This window comes from Xanthomonas arboricola pv. populi (genome assembly GCF_002939945.1).
GTDB classification, from domain to species: domain Bacteria; phylum Pseudomonadota; class Gammaproteobacteria; order Xanthomonadales; family Xanthomonadaceae; genus Xanthomonas; species Xanthomonas arboricola_A.
In genome coordinates this window covers 332,865-350,315 of record NZ_MDEB01000002.1, presented here as the reverse complement: position 1 = coordinate 350,315, position 17,451 = coordinate 332,865, and the positions used below count along the sequence as shown (strand labels likewise).

At 66.2% G+C, this 17,451-nt stretch carries 16 protein-coding genes; 7 read left to right on the top strand and 9 right to left on the bottom strand.

Annotated elements, in window-relative coordinates; genetic code table 11:
• Positions 1–10 precede the first annotated feature (10 nt).
• The 6 genes from eutC to yidD all read right to left on the bottom strand — a co-directional run bounded on the left by eutC (position 11) and on the right by yidD (position 6,311).
• Positions 11–862: an ethanolamine ammonia-lyase subunit EutC gene (gene eutC / locus XaplCFBP3123_RS08015; protein WP_104533565.1), complete on the bottom strand. Its 852-nt coding sequence runs from the start codon at positions 860–862 to the stop codon at positions 11–13.
• On the bottom strand, positions 859–2,268 hold the full coding sequence (locus tag XaplCFBP3123_RS08010; RefSeq protein ID WP_104533564.1) for an ethanolamine ammonia-lyase subunit EutB: 1,410 nt from the start codon (positions 2,266–2,268) through the stop codon (positions 859–861). Before XaplCFBP3123_RS08010 ends, eutC begins: the two co-directional genes overlap by 4 nt.
• Positions 2,265–3,629: an ethanolamine permease gene (eat, locus tag XaplCFBP3123_RS08005; RefSeq protein WP_104533563.1), complete on the bottom strand. Its 1,365-nt coding sequence runs from the start codon at positions 3,627–3,629 to the stop codon at positions 2,265–2,267. The genes XaplCFBP3123_RS08010 and eat overlap by 4 nt, the downstream gene beginning before the upstream one ends.
• Before the next feature lie 209 nt (positions 3,630–3,838).
• Positions 3,839–4,678 (bottom strand): M23 family metallopeptidase, encoded by an 840-nt coding sequence (locus XaplCFBP3123_RS08000; RefSeq protein WP_172453153.1) that lies wholly within the window; start codon positions 4,676–4,678, stop codon positions 3,839–3,841.
• Complete coding sequence (locus tag XaplCFBP3123_RS07995) at positions 4,678–6,027, bottom strand: dihydroorotase (protein ID WP_104533561.1); 1,350 nt, start codon at positions 6,025–6,027, stop codon at positions 4,678–4,680. The genes XaplCFBP3123_RS08000 and XaplCFBP3123_RS07995 overlap by 1 nt, the downstream gene beginning before the upstream one ends.
• A complete protein-coding gene (yidD, locus tag XaplCFBP3123_RS07990) occupies positions 6,024–6,311 on the bottom strand; it encodes a membrane protein insertion efficiency factor YidD (RefSeq protein ID WP_104533560.1) in 288 nt (95 codons plus the stop codon). The genes XaplCFBP3123_RS07995 and yidD overlap by 4 nt, the downstream gene beginning before the upstream one ends.
• Positions 6,312–6,401: 90 nt before the next feature.
• On the opposite strand from yidD, the gene dksA reads away from it, so the two are divergent.
• Positions 6,402–7,424, top strand: a complete 1,023-nt coding sequence (gene dksA / locus XaplCFBP3123_RS07985) for an RNA polymerase-binding protein DksA (protein ID WP_104533559.1) — start codon at positions 6,402–6,404, stop codon at positions 7,422–7,424.
• A gap of 244 nt (positions 7,425–7,668) precedes the next feature.
• On the opposite strand, the gene XaplCFBP3123_RS07980 is transcribed toward dksA, so the two are convergent.
• The 3 genes from XaplCFBP3123_RS07980 to cysS form a co-directional block, all read right to left on the bottom strand.
• Positions 7,669–8,919, bottom strand: a complete 1,251-nt coding sequence (locus tag XaplCFBP3123_RS07980) for an MFS transporter (protein ID WP_104533558.1) — start codon at positions 8,917–8,919, stop codon at positions 7,669–7,671.
• On the bottom strand, positions 8,916–9,353 hold the full coding sequence (locus XaplCFBP3123_RS07975; RefSeq protein ID WP_104533557.1) for a SufE family protein: 438 nt from the start codon (positions 9,351–9,353) through the stop codon (positions 8,916–8,918). Before XaplCFBP3123_RS07975 ends, XaplCFBP3123_RS07980 begins: the two co-directional genes overlap by 4 nt.
• Before the next feature lie 268 nt (positions 9,354–9,621).
• On the bottom strand, positions 9,622–11,046 hold the full coding sequence (gene cysS / locus XaplCFBP3123_RS07970) for a cysteine--tRNA ligase (RefSeq protein ID WP_172453152.1): 1,425 nt from the start codon (positions 11,044–11,046) through the stop codon (positions 9,622–9,624).
• A 186-nt stretch (positions 11,047–11,232) separates the two neighbouring features.
• On the opposite strand from cysS, the gene XaplCFBP3123_RS07960 reads away from it, so the two are divergent.
• The 6 genes from XaplCFBP3123_RS07960 to XaplCFBP3123_RS07935 all read left to right on the top strand — a co-directional run bounded on the left by XaplCFBP3123_RS07960 (position 11,233) and on the right by XaplCFBP3123_RS07935 (position 17,448).
• On the top strand, positions 11,233–11,730 hold the full coding sequence (locus XaplCFBP3123_RS07960) for a hypothetical protein (protein WP_172453181.1): 498 nt from the start codon (positions 11,233–11,235) through the stop codon (positions 11,728–11,730).
• A 312-nt stretch (positions 11,731–12,042) separates the two neighbouring features.
• Positions 12,043–13,062 (top strand): N-acetylornithine carbamoyltransferase, encoded by a 1,020-nt coding sequence (locus XaplCFBP3123_RS07955; protein WP_104533554.1) that lies wholly within the window; start codon positions 12,043–12,045, stop codon positions 13,060–13,062.
• Positions 13,059–13,529: an OsmC family protein gene (locus XaplCFBP3123_RS07950; protein WP_104533553.1), complete on the top strand. Its 471-nt coding sequence runs from the start codon at positions 13,059–13,061 to the stop codon at positions 13,527–13,529. Before XaplCFBP3123_RS07955 ends, XaplCFBP3123_RS07950 begins: the two co-directional genes overlap by 4 nt.
• A 35-nt stretch (positions 13,530–13,564) precedes the next feature.
• Entirely contained in the window at positions 13,565–14,758 is a 1,194-nt protein-coding gene (locus tag XaplCFBP3123_RS07945; RefSeq protein WP_104533552.1) for an argininosuccinate synthase, read from the top strand.
• A gap of 197 nt (positions 14,759–14,955) precedes the next feature.
• A complete protein-coding gene (locus XaplCFBP3123_RS07940) occupies positions 14,956–16,056 on the top strand; it encodes an acetylornithine deacetylase (protein ID WP_104533551.1) in 1,101 nt (366 codons plus the stop codon).
• 48 nt (positions 16,057–16,104) lie between these two features.
• Positions 16,105–17,448, top strand: coding sequence for an acetylglutamate kinase (locus XaplCFBP3123_RS07935; RefSeq protein WP_104533550.1), 1,344 nt, complete (start codon positions 16,105–16,107; stop codon positions 17,446–17,448).
• Positions 17,449–17,451: the final 3 nt, after the last annotated feature.

Here is a 17,451-nt window from a genome sequence, read left to right as displayed (position 1 = left end):
GTTAGCCGTTCTAGCTACGACTGCGTTCAAAATCCGGCAGCAGGGCCTCGGAAAGTAAAAATGTCCGCGGCGTTGCGTCGGGCGGGCGCTCCGACGGCAGCGCCGGTTGCTCGGCTTCGTCCTTGAGTTGCACGCCGGACAGCTTGCGTCGGAACGATTCGCGCAGCAGGTACGCCAGCTTATGCGTGGCTTCGGCGTAACTCAGCCCTTCGGCGCGGATGTTGGAGATGCAATTGCGCGCGGCGTCGGTCAGGCCGACCCGCGGGGTGTAGGTCAGATACAGACCCAGGCTGTCGGGCGAGCTCAGGCCTGGCCGCTCGCCGATCAACACGATTACCACACGGGCCTTGAGCAGTTCGCCGACCTCGTCGCCGATGGCGACGCGGCCTTGCGCGATCAACACCACCGGCGCCAATGACCAGCCTTCGTGCGCGGCCAAGGCGTCGATATGTTCCAGCATCTGCGCTGCATGCCGATGCACAGCCAATGCGGAGAGTCCGTCGGCGACCACGACGGCCACATCATTCCCGCCGCCATGTACCGCGGTCAGGCCACGCAGATGCGCGGCCGCGTCCTCGCCCAGGCGTCGGCCCAGATCCGGACGTTGCAGGTAGGTATGCCGATCCACCGCCGCGCTGTACAGCAGAATGCTGTCGCGCCCGCGCTGTTTCAGCGCTGCTTGCAGCGGTAGCGGATCGAACGCCAGATGCACCGCATCGCGCGCCTGCGCATGCGCAAGCTGGAAATCCAGATGCGCAGCGGTCGGCAGGCTGGTACCGACGCACCCCAGCGCGACGCGCGCCGGTGTGAGCCGGCGCAGCTGTGCCCAGGCATCGCGCGGTGGGGTGGTCGGGCTGCTCATTGCACGCTGCCGGTGTTCAACTGTTCCAGCGCACGCCGGAACGGTGCGGAAAGCTCGCTGCCGAGTTCGAAGCGGCCATTGCGCAGGCGCAGGATGCCTTGCTGTTCCAGCCAGTGTTCGAACTCGGGCGCGGTGCGCAGACCCAGCGCCTGACGCGCATACAGCGCATCGTGAAACGAGGTGGTCTGATAGTTGAGCATCACATCGTCGGAGCCGGGAATGCCCATGATGAAGTTGATGCCGGCGGTGCCGAGCAGGGTCAGCAGCATGTCCATGTCGTCCTGGTCCGCTTCGGCATGATTGGTGTAGCAGATGTCGCAGCCCATCGGCACGCCGAGCAGCTTTCCGCAGAAGTGATCCTCCAGCCCGGCACGGATGATCTGCTTGCCGTCGTAGAGATATTCCGGGCCGATAAAGCCCACCACGGTGTTCACCAGCAGCGGCTTGAACTGCCGCGCCACGGCATAGGCGCGCACTTCGCAGGTCTGCTGATCGACGCCATGATGCGCATTGGCCGACAACGCGCTGCCCTGGCCGGTCTCGAAATACATCACGTTGTCGCCGACGCTGCCGCGCCGCAACGACACCCCGGCGTCATGGCCTTCCTGCAGCAGCGCCAGATTGATGCCGAAGCTGGCGTTGGCCGCTTCGGTGCCGGCGATGGACTGGAACACCAGATCCACCGGCACGCCGCGGTTGATCGCTTCGATGGTGGTGGTGATGTGCGCCAGCACGCAGGACTGTGTGGGGATCTGGTAACCGGTGATCACCGCATCGAGCATGCGCAACAACGCGATGGTGGCGGCCAGGCTGTCGCTGGCAGGATTGATGCCGATCACCGCATCGCCGTTGCCGTACAACAGGCCATCGAGCACGCTGGCGGCAATGCCGGTGGCATCGTCGGTGGGGTGGTTTGGCTGCAGGCGCGTGGACAGACGGCCACGCAAGCCCAGCGTATTGCGAAAGCGCGTGACCACGCGCGTCTTCTGCGCGACCAGGATCAGGTCCTGCACGCGCATCAATTTCGATACCGCCGCCACCATCTCCGGCGTCAGTCCGGGCGCCAGTGCGGTCAGTGCCGCTTCGTCGGCCTGCGCACTCAACAGCCAATCGCGAAAGCCGCCGACGGTCAGATGCGCCACCGCGGCAAACGCGGCCGCATCGTGCTGATCGACGATCAGGCGGGTGACTTCGTCCGATTCGTACGGCACTACCGCTTCATCGAGGAAGTGACGGAGCGGCAGATCCGCCAGCGCCATCTGCGCCGCCACCCGCTGCAGCCCGGAGTCGGCGGCGAGCCCGGCCAGTTGGTCGCCCGAGCGCGTCGGCGTGGCCTTGGCCAGCAGGGTCTTGAGATCGGCAAACCGGAAGCGCTCGCCGCCTGCGCTGAACGCGAACCCGCTCATCTGGCACTGGCCGCAGGCGTGGCCTGGCCGCGCAAGCTCAGCACGCAACACAGCGCACCGAACAGCAACAGGCCCACGAAGATCAGCGCCACGATCGGGTTGAACCAGACCATCGCCACCAGACACACCAGCGCCAGCAGCAGCGCGATGGCCGGCACCACCGGATAGCCCGGCGCGCGGAAGCTGCGCTCCAGCCCGGGTTCGGCACGGCGTAGCTTGAACAGGCTGAGCATGCTCATCACATACATCACGATCGCACCGAACACCGACATGGTGATCATTGCCGCGGTCAGCGACATGCCCTGGATCTTGACCACGCTGTCGCTGCAGATCGCCGCGATGCCAATTGCGCCCCCGGCAAGAATCGCACGATGCGGCGTGCGAAAGCGCGATAGCTTAGCCAGGCCGTGCGGCAGGAACCCGGCACGCGCCAACGCAAAGAACTGCCGCGAATACCCCAGGATGATGCCGTGGAAGCTGGCCACCAGGCCGAACAGGCCGATCCACACCAGCATATGCAACCAGGTCGAGCTGTTGCCGACCACCGCCTTCATCGCCTGCGGCAGCGGGTCGTTGATGTTGGAGAGCTGACGCCAGTCGCCGACCCCGCCCGCAAACACCATCACGCCCAATGCCAGCACCACCAGGGTGAGGATGCCGGCGATGTAGGCGCGCGGAATCGTGCGCTTGGGGTCCTTGGCTTCTTCGGCCGCCATCGCCGCGCCCTCGATTGCCAGAAAGAACCAGATCGCGAACGGAATTGCGGCAAAAATGCCGGAAATTGCGGCCGGGCCGAATACACCGCTACCGGCCCAGCCATTGGCGGCAAAGCGCGCAACGCTGAACCCCGGCGCCACCACGCCCATGAACACCAGCAGCTCGATCACCGCCAGCAAGGTCACGATCAGCTCGAAGGTGGCGGCGATCGCCACGCCGACGATGTTCAAGCTCATGAAGATCGCATACGCCCCGATCGCGGCGATGCGCGGCTCCAGGGTCGGGAATTGCACATTGAGATAGGCGCCGATCGCCATCGCAATGGCCGGCGGCGCGAACACGAATTCGATCAGCGTGGCCAGACCCGCCAGCATGCCGCCATAAGTACCGAATGCGCGCAGGCTGTAGGCGAATGGCCCGCCCGCGTTCGGGATGGCGGTGGTCAGCTCGGTAAAGCTGAAGATGAAGCAGGTGTACATCACCGCGACCAGCAGCGTGGTCACCAGAAAGCCCAGCGTGCCGGCGGCGCCCCAGCCGTAGCTCCAGCCGAAATATTCGCCGGAAATCACCAGACCCACGGCAATCCCCCACAGTTGCCAGGTGCCCAGGGTGGGGGTGAGTTGCTCGTTGCGCATGTCGCACATCTCCTGCGGTCGGGGGAGGGGAGATGAAGCAGGCCCGGCGGCTAAGCACCGGACCGACGACCGGTGACCAATCGTCCACGGATGCCGGGCGACGACCGACGGTCGTTCCGGTTATACCCCAAAGCCCTGCGGCGAACACAAGCGCAACGGGTGGGGCGCAGACAACATGCCGTCGCGTGCCGGCCCTGTCGACACACCGCGCGCGCAGGTTATCTGCTGCGCTCAAGCACCAGCAGCGGATCGATGCGTACATCGAACCAATTCATCCCCCAATGCAAATGCGGGCCGGTCGCGCGCCCGGTGGCACCCACCGCCGCAATCACCTGGCCTTGCTCCACGCGGTCGCCCACCTTCACGTCGATGCGCGACAAGTGCAGGAAATTGGAGCTCACCCCGAAGCCATGGTCCAGCAGCACGGTGCCGCCGGTCAGGTACAGGTCCGGCGCGGCGAAGGTCACCACGCCGGCGGCCGGCGCCTTGACCGGCGTGCCGGTGGGCACGGCGATATCCATGCCCGAATGGCCGGCACCGGGCTGGCCGTTGTAGACGCGTGCATTGCCGAAGCGCCCGCTGATGCGGCCCTGCACCGGCCAGATGAAGGCTTGCGCGAAATCGGGGCGAGCATCGTCGCGATCGCGCGCGGCGGTGACCTGCGCCTGCTCGCGCTTGATCCGCTCGGCGATCGCCGCAGGCGGATTGACTGTCTTGGGCGGCACGCCGTTGACGCGTTCCACCGGCCAGTCGCGCGGCGTCACTGCAATGCTGGCGGTCTGCGTGCTGCCATCTGGCCGGGTGATCTGCACCTGCAACGGGCCGGTGGCATCGCGGCCGATGCCGAACACCACGCTGCCATAGCCGCTGACGCGCAGCGTGCGGCCGGCATACTGCACCTGGCTGCCCGCCGGCACCTTGCCGATCACCAGTGCGCCCTGAGAAGCGCTCTGCGGAAACACCGCTTCCGCAGCGGCCGCGGACTGCGCTGCGGCACCGCCGACCGCGAGCGAGAGCGGCGCCAGCGCAAGCCCGGCGCCAAACAAGGCTGCGCGCATCAGCGGTCGAAGGTCAGGCGCTGACCGGCGGCACTGCCGACCAATTGTTCGCCATCCCACACCTGCTGGCCGTTGACCCAGGTCGCGGCGATGCGCGAGCGGAACGTGGTGCCTTCGAACGGCGACCAGCCGCACTTGGACAGCACCTGCTCGCGCTTCACGGTGAACGGAGTGTTGTCGATCATCACCAGGTCGGCGAAATAACCTTCGCGCAGAAAACCGCGTTCTTCCACGTCGAACAACTGCGCCGGCGCATGCGCGAACTTCTGCACGATGCGGGTGATCGGCAGCTTGCCCTCGTGCACCAGTTCCAGCGCGGCGACCAGCGCGTACTGCACCAGCGGCAGGCCGGAGGGCGCCTGTGCGTAGGGCTTCTGCTTTTCTTCCCAGGTGTGCGGCGCATGGTCGGTGGCGAGCACGTCGATGACGTCCTCGGCCAGCGCCTCGATCAGCGCCACGCGGTCCTCGGCGTCCTTGATCGCGGGGTTGCACTTGATCAGATTGCCCAGCCGCGCGTAATCGCTGCGGTCAAAGCGCAAGAAGTGGATGCAGGTCTCGGCGGTAATGCGCTTGCGCAGCTTGCCATCGGCGTCGACCAGCGGGCCGGCCTCGAACAGCGCCAGCTCGTCGGCAGTGGAGATATGCAGCACGTGCAGGCGGGTGTTGTGCTTGCGCGCCAGCGCCACCGCCAGTTGCGAGGACTTCAGGCAGGCCTGCCGCGAGCGGATGTCCGGATGCATCTCCGGGGTCAATGCATCGCCGTATTTCTCCTTGTACTGCGCCAGCGTCGCATCGATGGTCGGGGTGTCTTCGCAGTGGGTGATGATCGGCGTCGGTGCGTCGCGGAAGATCGCGTCCAGCGTCTGCGGGTTGTCGACCAGCATGTTGCCGGTGGAGGCGCCCATGAACACCTTGATGCCCGGCGCGGTCTTCGGGTCCAGCGTCTGGATCGCGGCCAGGTTGTCGTTGCTGGCGCCCATGTAGAAGCCGTAGTTGGCCCAGGCGCGCCCGGCCGCAGCGTCGTACTTGGCCTGCAAAGCGGCCGCGTTCAGGGTCGGCGGATTGGTGTTGGGCATGTCCATGAAGCTGGTCAGGCCGCCGGCCACCGCGGCGCCGGATTCGGTCGCGATGTCGCCCTTGTGGGTCAGGCCCGGCTCGCGGAAGTGCACCTGGTCGTCGATCATGCCCGGCAGCACCCAGCGTCCGGCGGCGTCCACCACGGTGTCGCCCGCAGCCGGGGCGATCTTGCTGGCGATCCTGGCGATGCGGCCGGCGTCGATCAGCAGATCGGCGTCGAATTCCTTGCCTTCATTGACCAGGCGGGCGTTGACGATGAGGGTTCGGCTCATGGATGAGGTCCTTTGCAACTGCAGGAAGGGGGGATGGGCGAGGACGCGGGCGCGTCGGGGACCGGATCGAACCCGCCCGGGTGGAAGGGATGGCAGCGGGCGAGACGGCGCGCGGCCAGCCAGCAACCGCGTAGCGCGCCGAAGCGGCCGATCGCGGTCATCGCATACTCCGAGCAGGTGGGCGCAAAACGGCAGCGCGGCCCCAGCAGGGGGCTGATGTACAGCTTGTAGAAGCGCAGCAGCGCGATGAGCAGGCGTGAGATCACTTGCCAATGATATGCCACTTGGATTAATACGTGGTTGCCGGGGGTCCGTGGGGTAAGCTATAAAGGCCCGCTTTCCCGGGCCCCGGGGGAACCAAGGATGAGCGTTTCGTGGCTGCTAAAAAACCTGCAAAAAAGGCCGTAGAGGCCGCCAAGAAGTCCGCCAGACCCGTTGCGAAGAAGGCAGCGGCGCCAGCCGCTGCAAAACCGGCCGCCAAGCAACCGGTTGCCAAGAAGGCAGCTGCGAGCAAGACCGCGGCCAAGCCGGTGCCGGTCTCCAAGAGCGCAGCGTCCAAACCCGCGGCCCTCAAACCTGTAAAATCTCCTGTTGCCAAGAGTGCTGCCAAGCCGGCGGCGAACAAGCCAGCTCCGGCTGCCGCCAAACCGGCCGCCAAGCCGGTGGCGCCCAAGTCCGCACCGAAGCCGGCTACCAAGTCGACTCCGGCCAAGTCAGTCCCGGTCAAGGCTGAAAAGCCCGCGCCCGCACCGGCCTCCAGGGCCGTCCCTGCGAAGCCGGCAAAGCCTGCGACCCCGTCAGTTAAGAATCCCGTGCCCGTTTCGAAATCTTCAGCAAAAACGCCAACCAAAACCGAAGCCCCCGCCAAGCCCGTCGCGACCCGTCCGGTTGGCAAGGTGGCTGTGGCCGTGACCTCCAAGCCGTCCAGCCAGACCCCCAAGACCAAGTACAAGGTGGTCGAGTACAAGACCGACGAAGCCACCGGTCGTCCGATCCTGCCGCAGGGCTACAAGCCTGCAGCCGATGAGGAGTACATGAGCAAGCTGCAGCAGGAGTACTTCCGTCAGCGTCTGCAGAGCTGGCGCAACGATCTGGTCGAAGAGTCCAAGCAGACCATCGAAAACCTGCGCGAAGAAGTCCGCGACATCGGCGACGAAGCCGAGCGTGCCACGCGCGAGACCGAGAACTCGCTGGAGCTGCGCACCCGCGACCGTCACCGCAAGCTGATCGGCAAGATCGACAGCACGCTCAAGCGCCTGGAAGACGGCGACTACGGTTACTGCGTGGACACCGGCGAAGAGATCGGCATCGACCGCCTGGAAGCGCGTCTGACCGCCGAGCGCACCATCGACGCCCAGGAGCGTTGGGAGCACCTGCAGAAGCAGCAGGGCGACTGATCGTTCGACAAGGTCCAGGCCTTGTCCGTCGACTGAAAAACCCCGCCATGTGCGGGGTTTTTTGTGCGCATCGCGCACACGCAATGGCGTTCGATGCATCGACATGCCTGACGCTCGGCGTGCGGCCTGATAGGCGTCGCTTGCCTGATGTGGGCCAGATGTACGGGCGTGCCGTGCCCGGCCCGGCATACGCAGCGAAACAGTGCCGGCTGCATTGGCAACCGGCACCGCATCGTTGCAGGGCTCACTGCAGGTCGCGCAGATCCAGCGTGCGCAGCTTGGGTGCCTTCCACGCGGTGGTAGCGACCACGCAAAGGGTCACGCAGCCGCCGATCACCACCGCCGGCACCAGGCCGACCAGACGCGCCATCACCCCGTCGTAGAACGCGCCCAGTTCGTTGGACGAGCCGATGAAGATGCCGTTGATCGACGACACCCGGCCGCGCATCGCATCGGGCGTGGCAAGCTGCAGGATGGTCTGACGCACCACCACCGACACGCCGTCGCACATGCCGTAGACCAGCAGGATCGCCGCCGACAGCCAGAAGTGCCGCGACAGGCCGAACGCGATCGTGCACAGCCCGAAGCCGGCCACCGACAGCATCAGGATGCGCCCGGCATTGCGTTGCAGCGGGTGCCGCGCCAGCCACACCCCGACCACGATCGAGCCCAGCGCCGGGGCGCCGCGCAGGATGCCCAGGCCTTCCGGTCCGTAATGCAGGATGTCATGGATGAAGGCCGGCAGCATCGACACCGCGCCGCCCAACAACACCGAGAACATGTCCAGCGCCATCGCGCCCAGCATGATCTGGTTGGACAGCACGAACTGCGCACCTTCGGCAATGCTGCGGAAGATCGGCGCGCGCGGGCCTGCGTTGACCGGCTCGCTGACCCGCAATAGCGCCAGCGCCAGGATCGCCGCCAACGCCACGCTGGCGGCCACGCCATAGGCCAGGCCCTTGCCGCCCCAGCCGACCAGTACGCCGCCCAGCGCCGGGCCGATCACCATGCCGGCCTGGAAGGTGACGCTGCCGATGCTGGCGCCACGGGCGAAGGCCTCGCGCGGCAGCGCATGTGCAAACAGCGCGTTATAGACCGGCGACAGGAACGAGCGTGCCGCACCGGTCAGCGCGATCGCCGCGTAGATCGGCCACACGCCTTGCACCGGCAGCCAGCCATGGGTGATTGCCAACAGCAGCAGCGCGGTGGCGACCAGGCCCAGCACCGCGACCATGCCCAGGCGACGGCGCGGCAGATGATCGACCAGATAGCCGGCAAACGGCGCGATGCAGAAGAACGGCAGGATCTCCGCCAGGCCGATCAGCCCGAGCGAGAGCGGATTGCGGGTGATCTCGTAGATATGCCAACCGACCGTGACCGCGACGATCTGATACGACAGCATCGCCGCCACGCGATACAGCAGCACCAGGCCGAAGCCGGGGTGGGCGAGCAGCGTACGCAGCGAGGCGGCGGGCGGGGGCGTCGGCGTGCTCACTGCTGGGCGCGGGCGGTGTCGCGGATAAAGGCGAGCATGGCCGCCACGCCATTGCTGCGGGTCGGCGACAGATGCTTGGCCAGCCCGATCCCGGCGATGTAGTCCGGCTCGGTGGTCAGGATCTCCTGTGCGCTACGCCCGGAGTACACGCGCAACGCGAGGTAGATCAGCCCGGACACGATCGCCGAGTCGCTGACGGCGTGGAAGTCCAGCCGCTCGGCATTGCCCTCCGGCACGATCCACACCATCGACTGGCAGCCATGCAGGCGGTGTTCTTCGGTCTTCCATTGTTCGGGGAAGCTGGGCAGCTTGCGGCCCAAGTCGATCAGGTACTGGTAGCGCTCGGACCAGTCGCCGAAGAAGGTGAACTCCTCGGCAATGGCGGCCTGCGCTTCGACGGCGGTGGGTTCGAGCGGGAAGGAGGTGGTGGTCATCAAAAATCCAGAATCGGTCGGTGATCGCCCCTCTCGCTCCAGGGCGAGGAGGCTCGGTTTGCGCGCCAAGGGTGCGCGGGCTTTCGAAGCGCCCGTGGCCAATGCAGGTGTCCCCAGGTGGCAGGGCGGAGCACCCCTGGAGAACTGTCGGTCATTCGTCTTGGCTGGCGCGTGGCGACGCGTTTGCCATAAACGACAATTGATTGTCGCCGCGGCGCACCCTCATCCGGCGCTACGCGCCACCTTCTCCCGAAGGGAGAAGGTAACGTCATGCGCGCTTCCAGCGCACGCCTTGCGGGGTGTCTTCCAGCACGATGCCTTCGCCGGCCAGTTGTGTGCGGATGGCGTCGGCGCGGGCGAAATCCCTGGCTTTCTTCGCGGCATTGCGTTCTTCGACCAGGGCAGTGATGCGCGCATCGTCGCCGGCGTCGGTGCCGCGCGAGAACCAGGCGGCCGGATCCTGCTGCAGCAAGCCCAGTGCCAGGCCTGCGCCGAGCAGCCGGGACTTCAGCCCGGACAGCGCGTCAACACCTGCCGGTGCGTCGCCGCCATGTGCGAGTTGGGTGCGCAGCGCGCGTGCCTCCGAGGCGATGCTGGCGATGACCGACAGCGCCAGCGGCGTATTGAGGTCGTCGTCGAGCGCGGCCTCCACCTCCTCGGGAATCGTGGCCGGCTGCGCGGGGGCGATCCCTGCAACGTGTTCGGCCGCGGTCAGGTCGCGCAAGGTGCCGTATAACCGGTCCAGCGTGTTCTTGGCCTGTTCGATCAGCCCATCGGACCAGTCCAGCGGCTGGCGGTAATGCGCGCTGAGCAGCGCGTAGCGCAGCGCCTCGGGCGGGTGCCGGGCGATCAGGTCGTGCACGGTCTCGATGTTGCCCAGCGACTTGCTCATCTTGGCGCCGCTGAAATTGAGCATGCCATTGTGCAGCCAGAACCGGGCGAAGGTGGCGCCGCCATGCGCGCATTCGCTCTGCGCGATCTCGTTCTCGTGGTGCGGGAACTGCAGGTCCACGCCGCCGGCATGGATGTCGATGGTCGGGCCCAGATGCGCGGCGGCCATCGCCGAGCATTCGATATGCCAGCCCGGGCGGCCGCGGCCCCAGGGCGAGTCCCAGCCGGGCAGCTCGTCGCTGGAGGGCTTCCACAGCACGAAGTCGCCAGGATCGCGCTTGTACGGTGCCACGTCCACGCGCGCGCCGGCCAGCATCTCGTCCGGATCGCGGCGCGAGAGCTTGCCGTAGTGCGCGAAGCTGGCCACCGCGAACAGCACGTGGCCTTCGGCGGCATAGGCGTGCCCGCCCTCGATCAGCTGCTCGATCATCGCCACGATCTGCGGGATATGCGCGGTGGCTTCAGGTTCGATGTCCGGCGGCAGCACGCCGAGCGCGGCCATGTCCTGACGGTAGATCGCCGCGAAGCGATCGGTGACGGTCGAGATCGGTACGCCCTGCGCCTGCGCGGCGGCATTGATCTTGTCGTCCACGTCGGTGATGTTGCGCGCGTAGCGCAGCGCCCCAAAGCGCCGCCGCAGCAAGGCGGCCAGCACATCGAACACAACCGGGCCGCGGGCGTTGCCGATATGCGCGTAGTTGTAGACGGTAGGGCCGCACACATACAGGGTGGGGCTGGACGGATCGAGCGGTGCGAACGGCTCGACCCGCCGCGTCAGGGTGTTGTGCAGGCGCAGGCTCATCGGCATCTGGAAAAGGATAACCGGGCGATTCTAGCCGGTCGCGGCGGTGTGGCGAACCAACCGCATGCCCGCAGCAGCGCCAGTGACCGGATGGGCTGCGTTCAGCCCACGGGATCGCAAGCTCCATACACTTACGTATTGCCTGGCTGCGCTCTCCTGGTACTGATGCGACCTTCCCCGTTCTTCCTGCTGCTATGTGTGTTCGCCTGGCAGGCACCGTCAGCGCACGCAGCAGAAACCGATCCCAAGAACCGGGTGGTGGTGATCGAGAACGTGAAGCTGGATTACGCGCAGGTGCTCAATGTCGAGCCGGTCTATCAGACCTTGCGTGCCACCCGCATTGAAGAGCAGTGCGAAGCAGAGACGGTCGCGCCGGTGGCAGTGGCGCCGGTCGAGGACGAGGGCCGCATCAACAGGATGGTGGATTCGGTCAAGGAGATGTTCTCACGCCGCTCCGAGCCGGCGTCCGTGCCGATGGCGGTGCCGCCGACCAGCACGCGGCGCAACTGCCGGGTGGTGGAAGTGCCGCGCGAGTTCCGGCGGCCGATCGCCTTCGACGTGGACTACGTCTACAAGGGCACCAAGTACCGTTCGCGGCTGCCGGAAGACCCGGGCAACCGGTTGCGCATCCGCGTGTCGGTCACCCCGTACATCCCCGACGCCATCGTCGCGCCGCCGCGCTGAGCTGCGCAGCGGTTGCGCCGTACCCGCATGCATGCGAGGATTCGCGCCCTATGTACGCAAACGCCTTTCAGCACGACACCAGCGCCGCCCGGATGGCCTCCGGCATGACTTCGCGTGCCCGCCGACCGGAATCCCACATTTTCGCTGGGTAACCGGAGCGTTTTGCTGTTCCGCTGTTGAAAACCCAGCCTCGAGGCTGGGTTTTTTCGTTTTGACGTCACAAAAGTTTCAACCGCAAGAAACGCGCATGTCGCGCACCCCGTCGCTCCTGGCGGACCACGCAGCAGAAGCACGCAGCACAAGGATCGATCGATGTCACTGAAGCACTTCTTGAACACCCAGGACTGGAGCCGCGCCGAACTGGACGCGCTGTTGACCCAGGCCGCGTTGTTCAAACGCAACAAGCTGGGAAGCGAGCTGAAGGGCAAGTCGATCGCGCTGGTGTTCTTCAACCCGTCCATGCGCACCCGTACCAGCTTCGAGCTGGGCGCGTTCCAGCTGGGCGGGCATGCGGTGGTGCTGCAGCCGGGCAAGGACGCCTGGCCGATCGAGTTCGATCTGGGCACGGTGATGGATGGCGACACCGAGGAGCACATCGCCGAAGTGGCGCGGGTGCTGGGCCGTTACGTCGACCTGATCGGCGTGCGCGCGTTCCCGAAGTTCGTCGACTGGTCCAGGGACCGCGAGGATCAGGTACTCAAGAGCTTCGCCAAGTATTCGCCGGTGCCGGTGATCAACATGGAGACGATCACCCACCCGTGCCAGGAGCTGGCGCACGCGCTGGCCTTGCAGGAACACTTCGGCACCCAGGATCTGCGTGGCAAGAAGTACGTGCTGACCTGGACCTATCACCCCAAGCCGTTGAACACCGCGGTGGCCAATTCCGCGCTGACCATCGCCACCCGCATGGGCATGGACGTGACCCTGCTGTGCCCGACCCCGGACTACATCCTGGACCCGCGCTACATGGACTGGGCGGCGCAGAACGTGGCCGAAAGCGGCGGCTCGCTGCAGGTGAGCCACGATATCGACAGCGCCTATGCCGGCGCCGACGTGGTGTATGCCAAGAGCTGGGGCGCGTTGCCGTTCTTCGGCAACTGGGAGCCGGAAAAGCCGATCCGCGACCAGTACCAGCACTTCATCGTCGACGAACGCAAGATGGCGCTGACCAACAACGGCGTGTTCTCGCACTGCCTGCCGCTGCGTCGCAACGTCAAGGCCACCGACGCGGTGATGGATTCGCCCAACTGCATCGCCATCGACGAGGCCGAGAACCGCCTGCATGTGCAGAAGGCGATCATGGCGGCGCTGGTCGGCCAAGGCCGGGCATGAGCGGCCACACCCATCACTACACCGCGCAGGTCACCTGGACCGGCGATCGCGGCGAGGGCACTGGGAGCTACCGCGGCTATGGCCGCGAGCACGAGATCGCCATCGCCGGCAAGCCAACGCTGGCCGGTTCGGCCGACCCGGCGTTCCGCGGCGACGCCTCGCGGCACAACCCCGAGGATCTGCTCGTGGCCTCGCTGTCGGCCTGCCACATGCTCTGGTACCTGCATCTGGCCGCCGAGGCTGGCGTGGTGGTGCGCGGCTACGTCGACGAGGCCGGCGGCACGATGCTGACCGACGCCGGCGGCGGCCAGTTCGGCGAGGTGGTGCTGCATCCGGTCGTCACGATTTCCGCCGGTGATCCGGCGGCCGCGCAGGCGCTGCACCATGCCGCGCACGCGGCCTGTTTCATCGCCCGTTCGGTCAACTTCCCGGTGCGCTGCGAGCCGCGCGTCGTGGTTGTCGAGTAGGTTCCCTTTTCTACCTTCCCCCCAGGATCTTCGTCATGAGCAGCAAAGATATCGTTCTCGCCTTCTCCGGCGGCCTCGACACCAGCTTCTGCATTCCATATCTGCAGGCGCAGGGCTATGCGGTGCACACCGTGTTTGCCGATACCGGCGGCGTGGATGCCGAGGAGCGTGATTTCATCGAAAAGCGCGCGGCCGAACTCGGTGCCGCCAGCCATGTCACCGTCGATGGCGGTCCGGCCATCTGGCAGGGCTTCGTCAAGCCGTTCGTGTGGGCGGGCGAGGGCTATCAGGGTCAGTACCCGTTGCTGGTGTCCGACCGTTATCTGATCGTCGATGCCGCGCTCAAGCGCGCCGGGGAACTGGGCACGCGTAGCATCGCCCACGGCTGCACCGGCATGGGCAACGACCAGGTGCGCTTCGATCTGGCGGTCAAGGCGCTGGGCGACTACCAGATCGTGGCGCCGATCCGCGAGATCCAGAAGAAGCACACCCAGACCCGCGCCTACGAGCAGAAGTATCTGGAAGAGCGCGGCTTCGGCGTGCGCGCCAAGCAGCAGGCCTACACCATCAACGAGAACCTGCTCGGGCTGACCATGTCCGGCGGCGAGATCGACCGTTGGGAAGCGCCGGGTGAAGGTGCGCGTGGCTGGTGTGCGCCGCGCAGCGAGTGGCCGGCCGAGGCGCTGACCGTCACCCTGACGTTCGTCGAAGGCGAGGCGGTCGCGCTCAACGGCAAGACGCTGCCGGGCGAGCAGATCCTGGCCCAGCTCAACAAGCTGTTTGCGCCCTACGGCGTGGGCCGCGGCGTGTATACCGGCGACACCGTGATCGGTTTGAAGGGCCGCATCGTGTTCGAAGCGCCCGGCCTGATTTCGCTGCTGACCGCGCACCGCGCGCTGGAAGATGCGGTGCTGACCAAGCAGCAGAACCGCTTCAAGCCGGACGTGGCGCGCAAGTGGGTGGAGCTGGTGTACGAAGGCTTCTATCACGACCCGCTCAAGACCGATATCGAGGCGTTCCTGAAGTCGTCGCAGGCCAAGGTCAATGGCGAGGTCACGCTGGAAACCCGCGGCGGCCGCGTCGATGCGGTGGCGGTGCGTTCGCCGCATCTGCTCAACACCAAGGGCGCGACCTATGCGCAGTCGGCCGACTGGGGCGTGGAAGAGGCGGAAGGCTTCATCAAGCTGTTCGGGATGAGCTCGACGCTGTATGCGCAGGTGAATCGCTGAGGCGACCGCTCCGCAGGCAGCCCGCATCTTCCTTCTCCCGCGTGCGGGAGAAGGTGGCGCGTAGCGCCGGATGAGGGCGACCCGCCGCATGCCTCCATCCGCCCTGTCGGGCATTTTCCCCCGCAGGCGGGGGAAGGGCCAGATGGGCATTAGTAAAGACCGACCACACGCTGGCCGATGCAATCAAGACGCGATCAATGACCACACTGCTCGACAACACACTGACGCATCTGCAGGAGCTGGTGTCCTTCGACACCCGCAATCCGCCGCGAGCAATCGCTGCCGAGGGCGGCATCTTCGATTATCTGCGCACGCAGCTGCCGGGTTTCCAGGTCGAGGTGATCGACCACGGTGCCGGTGCGGTAAGCCTGTATGCGGTGCGCGGTGCGCCCAAGTACCTGTTCAACGTGCATCTGGATACGGTGCCGGATTCGCCGCACTGGAGTGCCGATCCGCACGTGATGCGGCGCGCCGACGATCGTGTGATCGGTCTGGGCGTCTGCGACATCAAGGGGGCGGCAGCGGCGCTGGTGGCGGCGGCCAATGCCGGGCAGGGCGATGCGGCATTCCTGTTTTCCTCCGACGAGGAGGCCAACGACCCGCGCTGCATCGCCGCGCTCCTGGCGCGCGGATTGCCGTATGAGGCGGTGCTGGTCGCCGAGCCGACCATGAGCGAGGCGGTGCTGGCGCATCGCGGGATCAGCTCGGTGCTGATGCACTTTGCCGGGCGTGCCGGGCATGCGTCGGGCAAGCAGGATCCATCCGCCAGTGCGCTGCACCAGGCGATGCGCTGGGGCGGCAGGGCGCTGGAGCATGTCGAGTCGCTGGCGCATGCGCGCTTCGGCGGCCTGACCGGCCTGCGTTTCAACATCGGTCGGGTCGAGGGTGGCATCAAGGCCAACATGATCGCGCCGGCGGCCGAGCTGCGTTTCGGCTTTCGTCCGTTGCCGTCGATGGACGTGGACGGCTTGCTGGCGACGTTTGCCGGCTTTGCCGATCCTGCGGCAGCGCAGTTCGAAGAAACCTTTCGCGGGCCGAGCCTGCCGTCCGGCGACATCGCGCGTGCCGAGGAACGCCGCCTGGCCGCACGCGATGTCGCCGATGCGCTGGACCTGCCGATCGGCAATGCAGTGGATTTCTGGACCGAGGCCTCGCTGTTCTCGGCCGGTGGCTATACCGCACTGGTGTACGGACCGGGCGATATCGCCCAGGCGCACACCGCCGACGAGTTCGTGACGCTTGCGCAGTTGCAGCGTTACGCCGAGTCGGTCCATCGCATCATCAACGGCTGCAACTGAAGCCGCGTTCCGCGCCTGGCGCGGCCATCCCTCTCTTCGATCACGGCAATGTCCCTTTCCGCACAGCCCCACAAACAGACCCGCCAGACCATCGTGCGCCTGCTTTCGAGCATGGCCAGCGCCAAGGAAATCAGCCAGTACCTCAAGCGTTTCTCGCAGCTGGATGCCAAACGCTTTGCGGTAGTCAAGGTGGGCGGCGCGGTGCTGCGCGACGACCTGGACGCGCTGACCTCGTCGCTGTCGTTCCTGCAGGAAGTGGGCCTGACCCCGATCGTGCTGCATGGGGCCGGCCCGCAGCTGGATGCCGAACTGTCTGCGGCCGGCATCGACAAGCGCACCGTCAACGGCCTGCGGGTGACCTCGCCCGAAGCCCTGGCGATCGTGCGCAAGGTGTTCCAGGCCTCCAACCTCAAGCTGGTCGAGGCGCTGCAGCAGAATGGCGCGCGTGCGACCTCGATCACCGGCGGTGTGTTCGAAGCGCAGTATCTGGATCGCGACACCTACGGCCTGGTCGGTGAGGTCAAGGCGGTGAATCTGGCGCCGATCGAAGCCAGCCTGCAGGCCGGCTCGATCCCGGTGATCACCAGCCTGGGCGAGACGCCGAGCGGGCAGATCCTCAACATCAACGCGGATTTTGCCGCCAACGAACTGGTACAGGAGCTACAGCCGTACAAGATCATCTTCCTCACCGGCACCGGCGGTTTGCTGGATGCCGATGGCAAGGTGATCGATTCGATCAACCTGTCCACCGAGTTCGATCATCTGATGGAGCAGCCGTGGATCAATGGCGGGATGCGGGTCAAGATCGAACAGATCAAGGACTTGCTCGATCGCCTGCCGCTGGAATCGTCGGTATCGATCACCCGGCCGGCGGATCTGGCCAAGGAGCTGTTCACGCACAAAGGCTCGGGCACGCTGGTGCGGCGCGGCGAACGTGTGCTGCGTGCGACCGCGTGGGACGAACTGGATCTGCCGCGGCTCAGGACCCTGATCGAATCCAGCTTCGGCCGCACGCTGGTGCCCGATTACTTCAGCAACACCAGGTTGCTGCGCGCCTATGTCAGCGAGAACTACCGCGCCGCGGTGATCCTCACCGACGAAGGCATGCTGGGTGCAAGCGCGCTGATCTACCTGGACAAGTTCGCCGTGCTCGACGATGCGCAGGGCGAAGGCCTGGGGCGTGCAGTGTGGAACGTGATGCGCGAGGAAACTCCGCAGCTGTTCTGGCGCTCGCGTCACAACAATCAGGTCAACATTTTCTACTACGCCGAGTCCGACGGCTGCATCAAGCAGGAGAAGTGGAAGGTGTTCTGGTACGGGCTGGAGACCTTCGAGCAGATCCAGCACTGCGTGGCGCATTGTGCGACGCGCCAGCCGACGCTGCTGGGCTGAGCC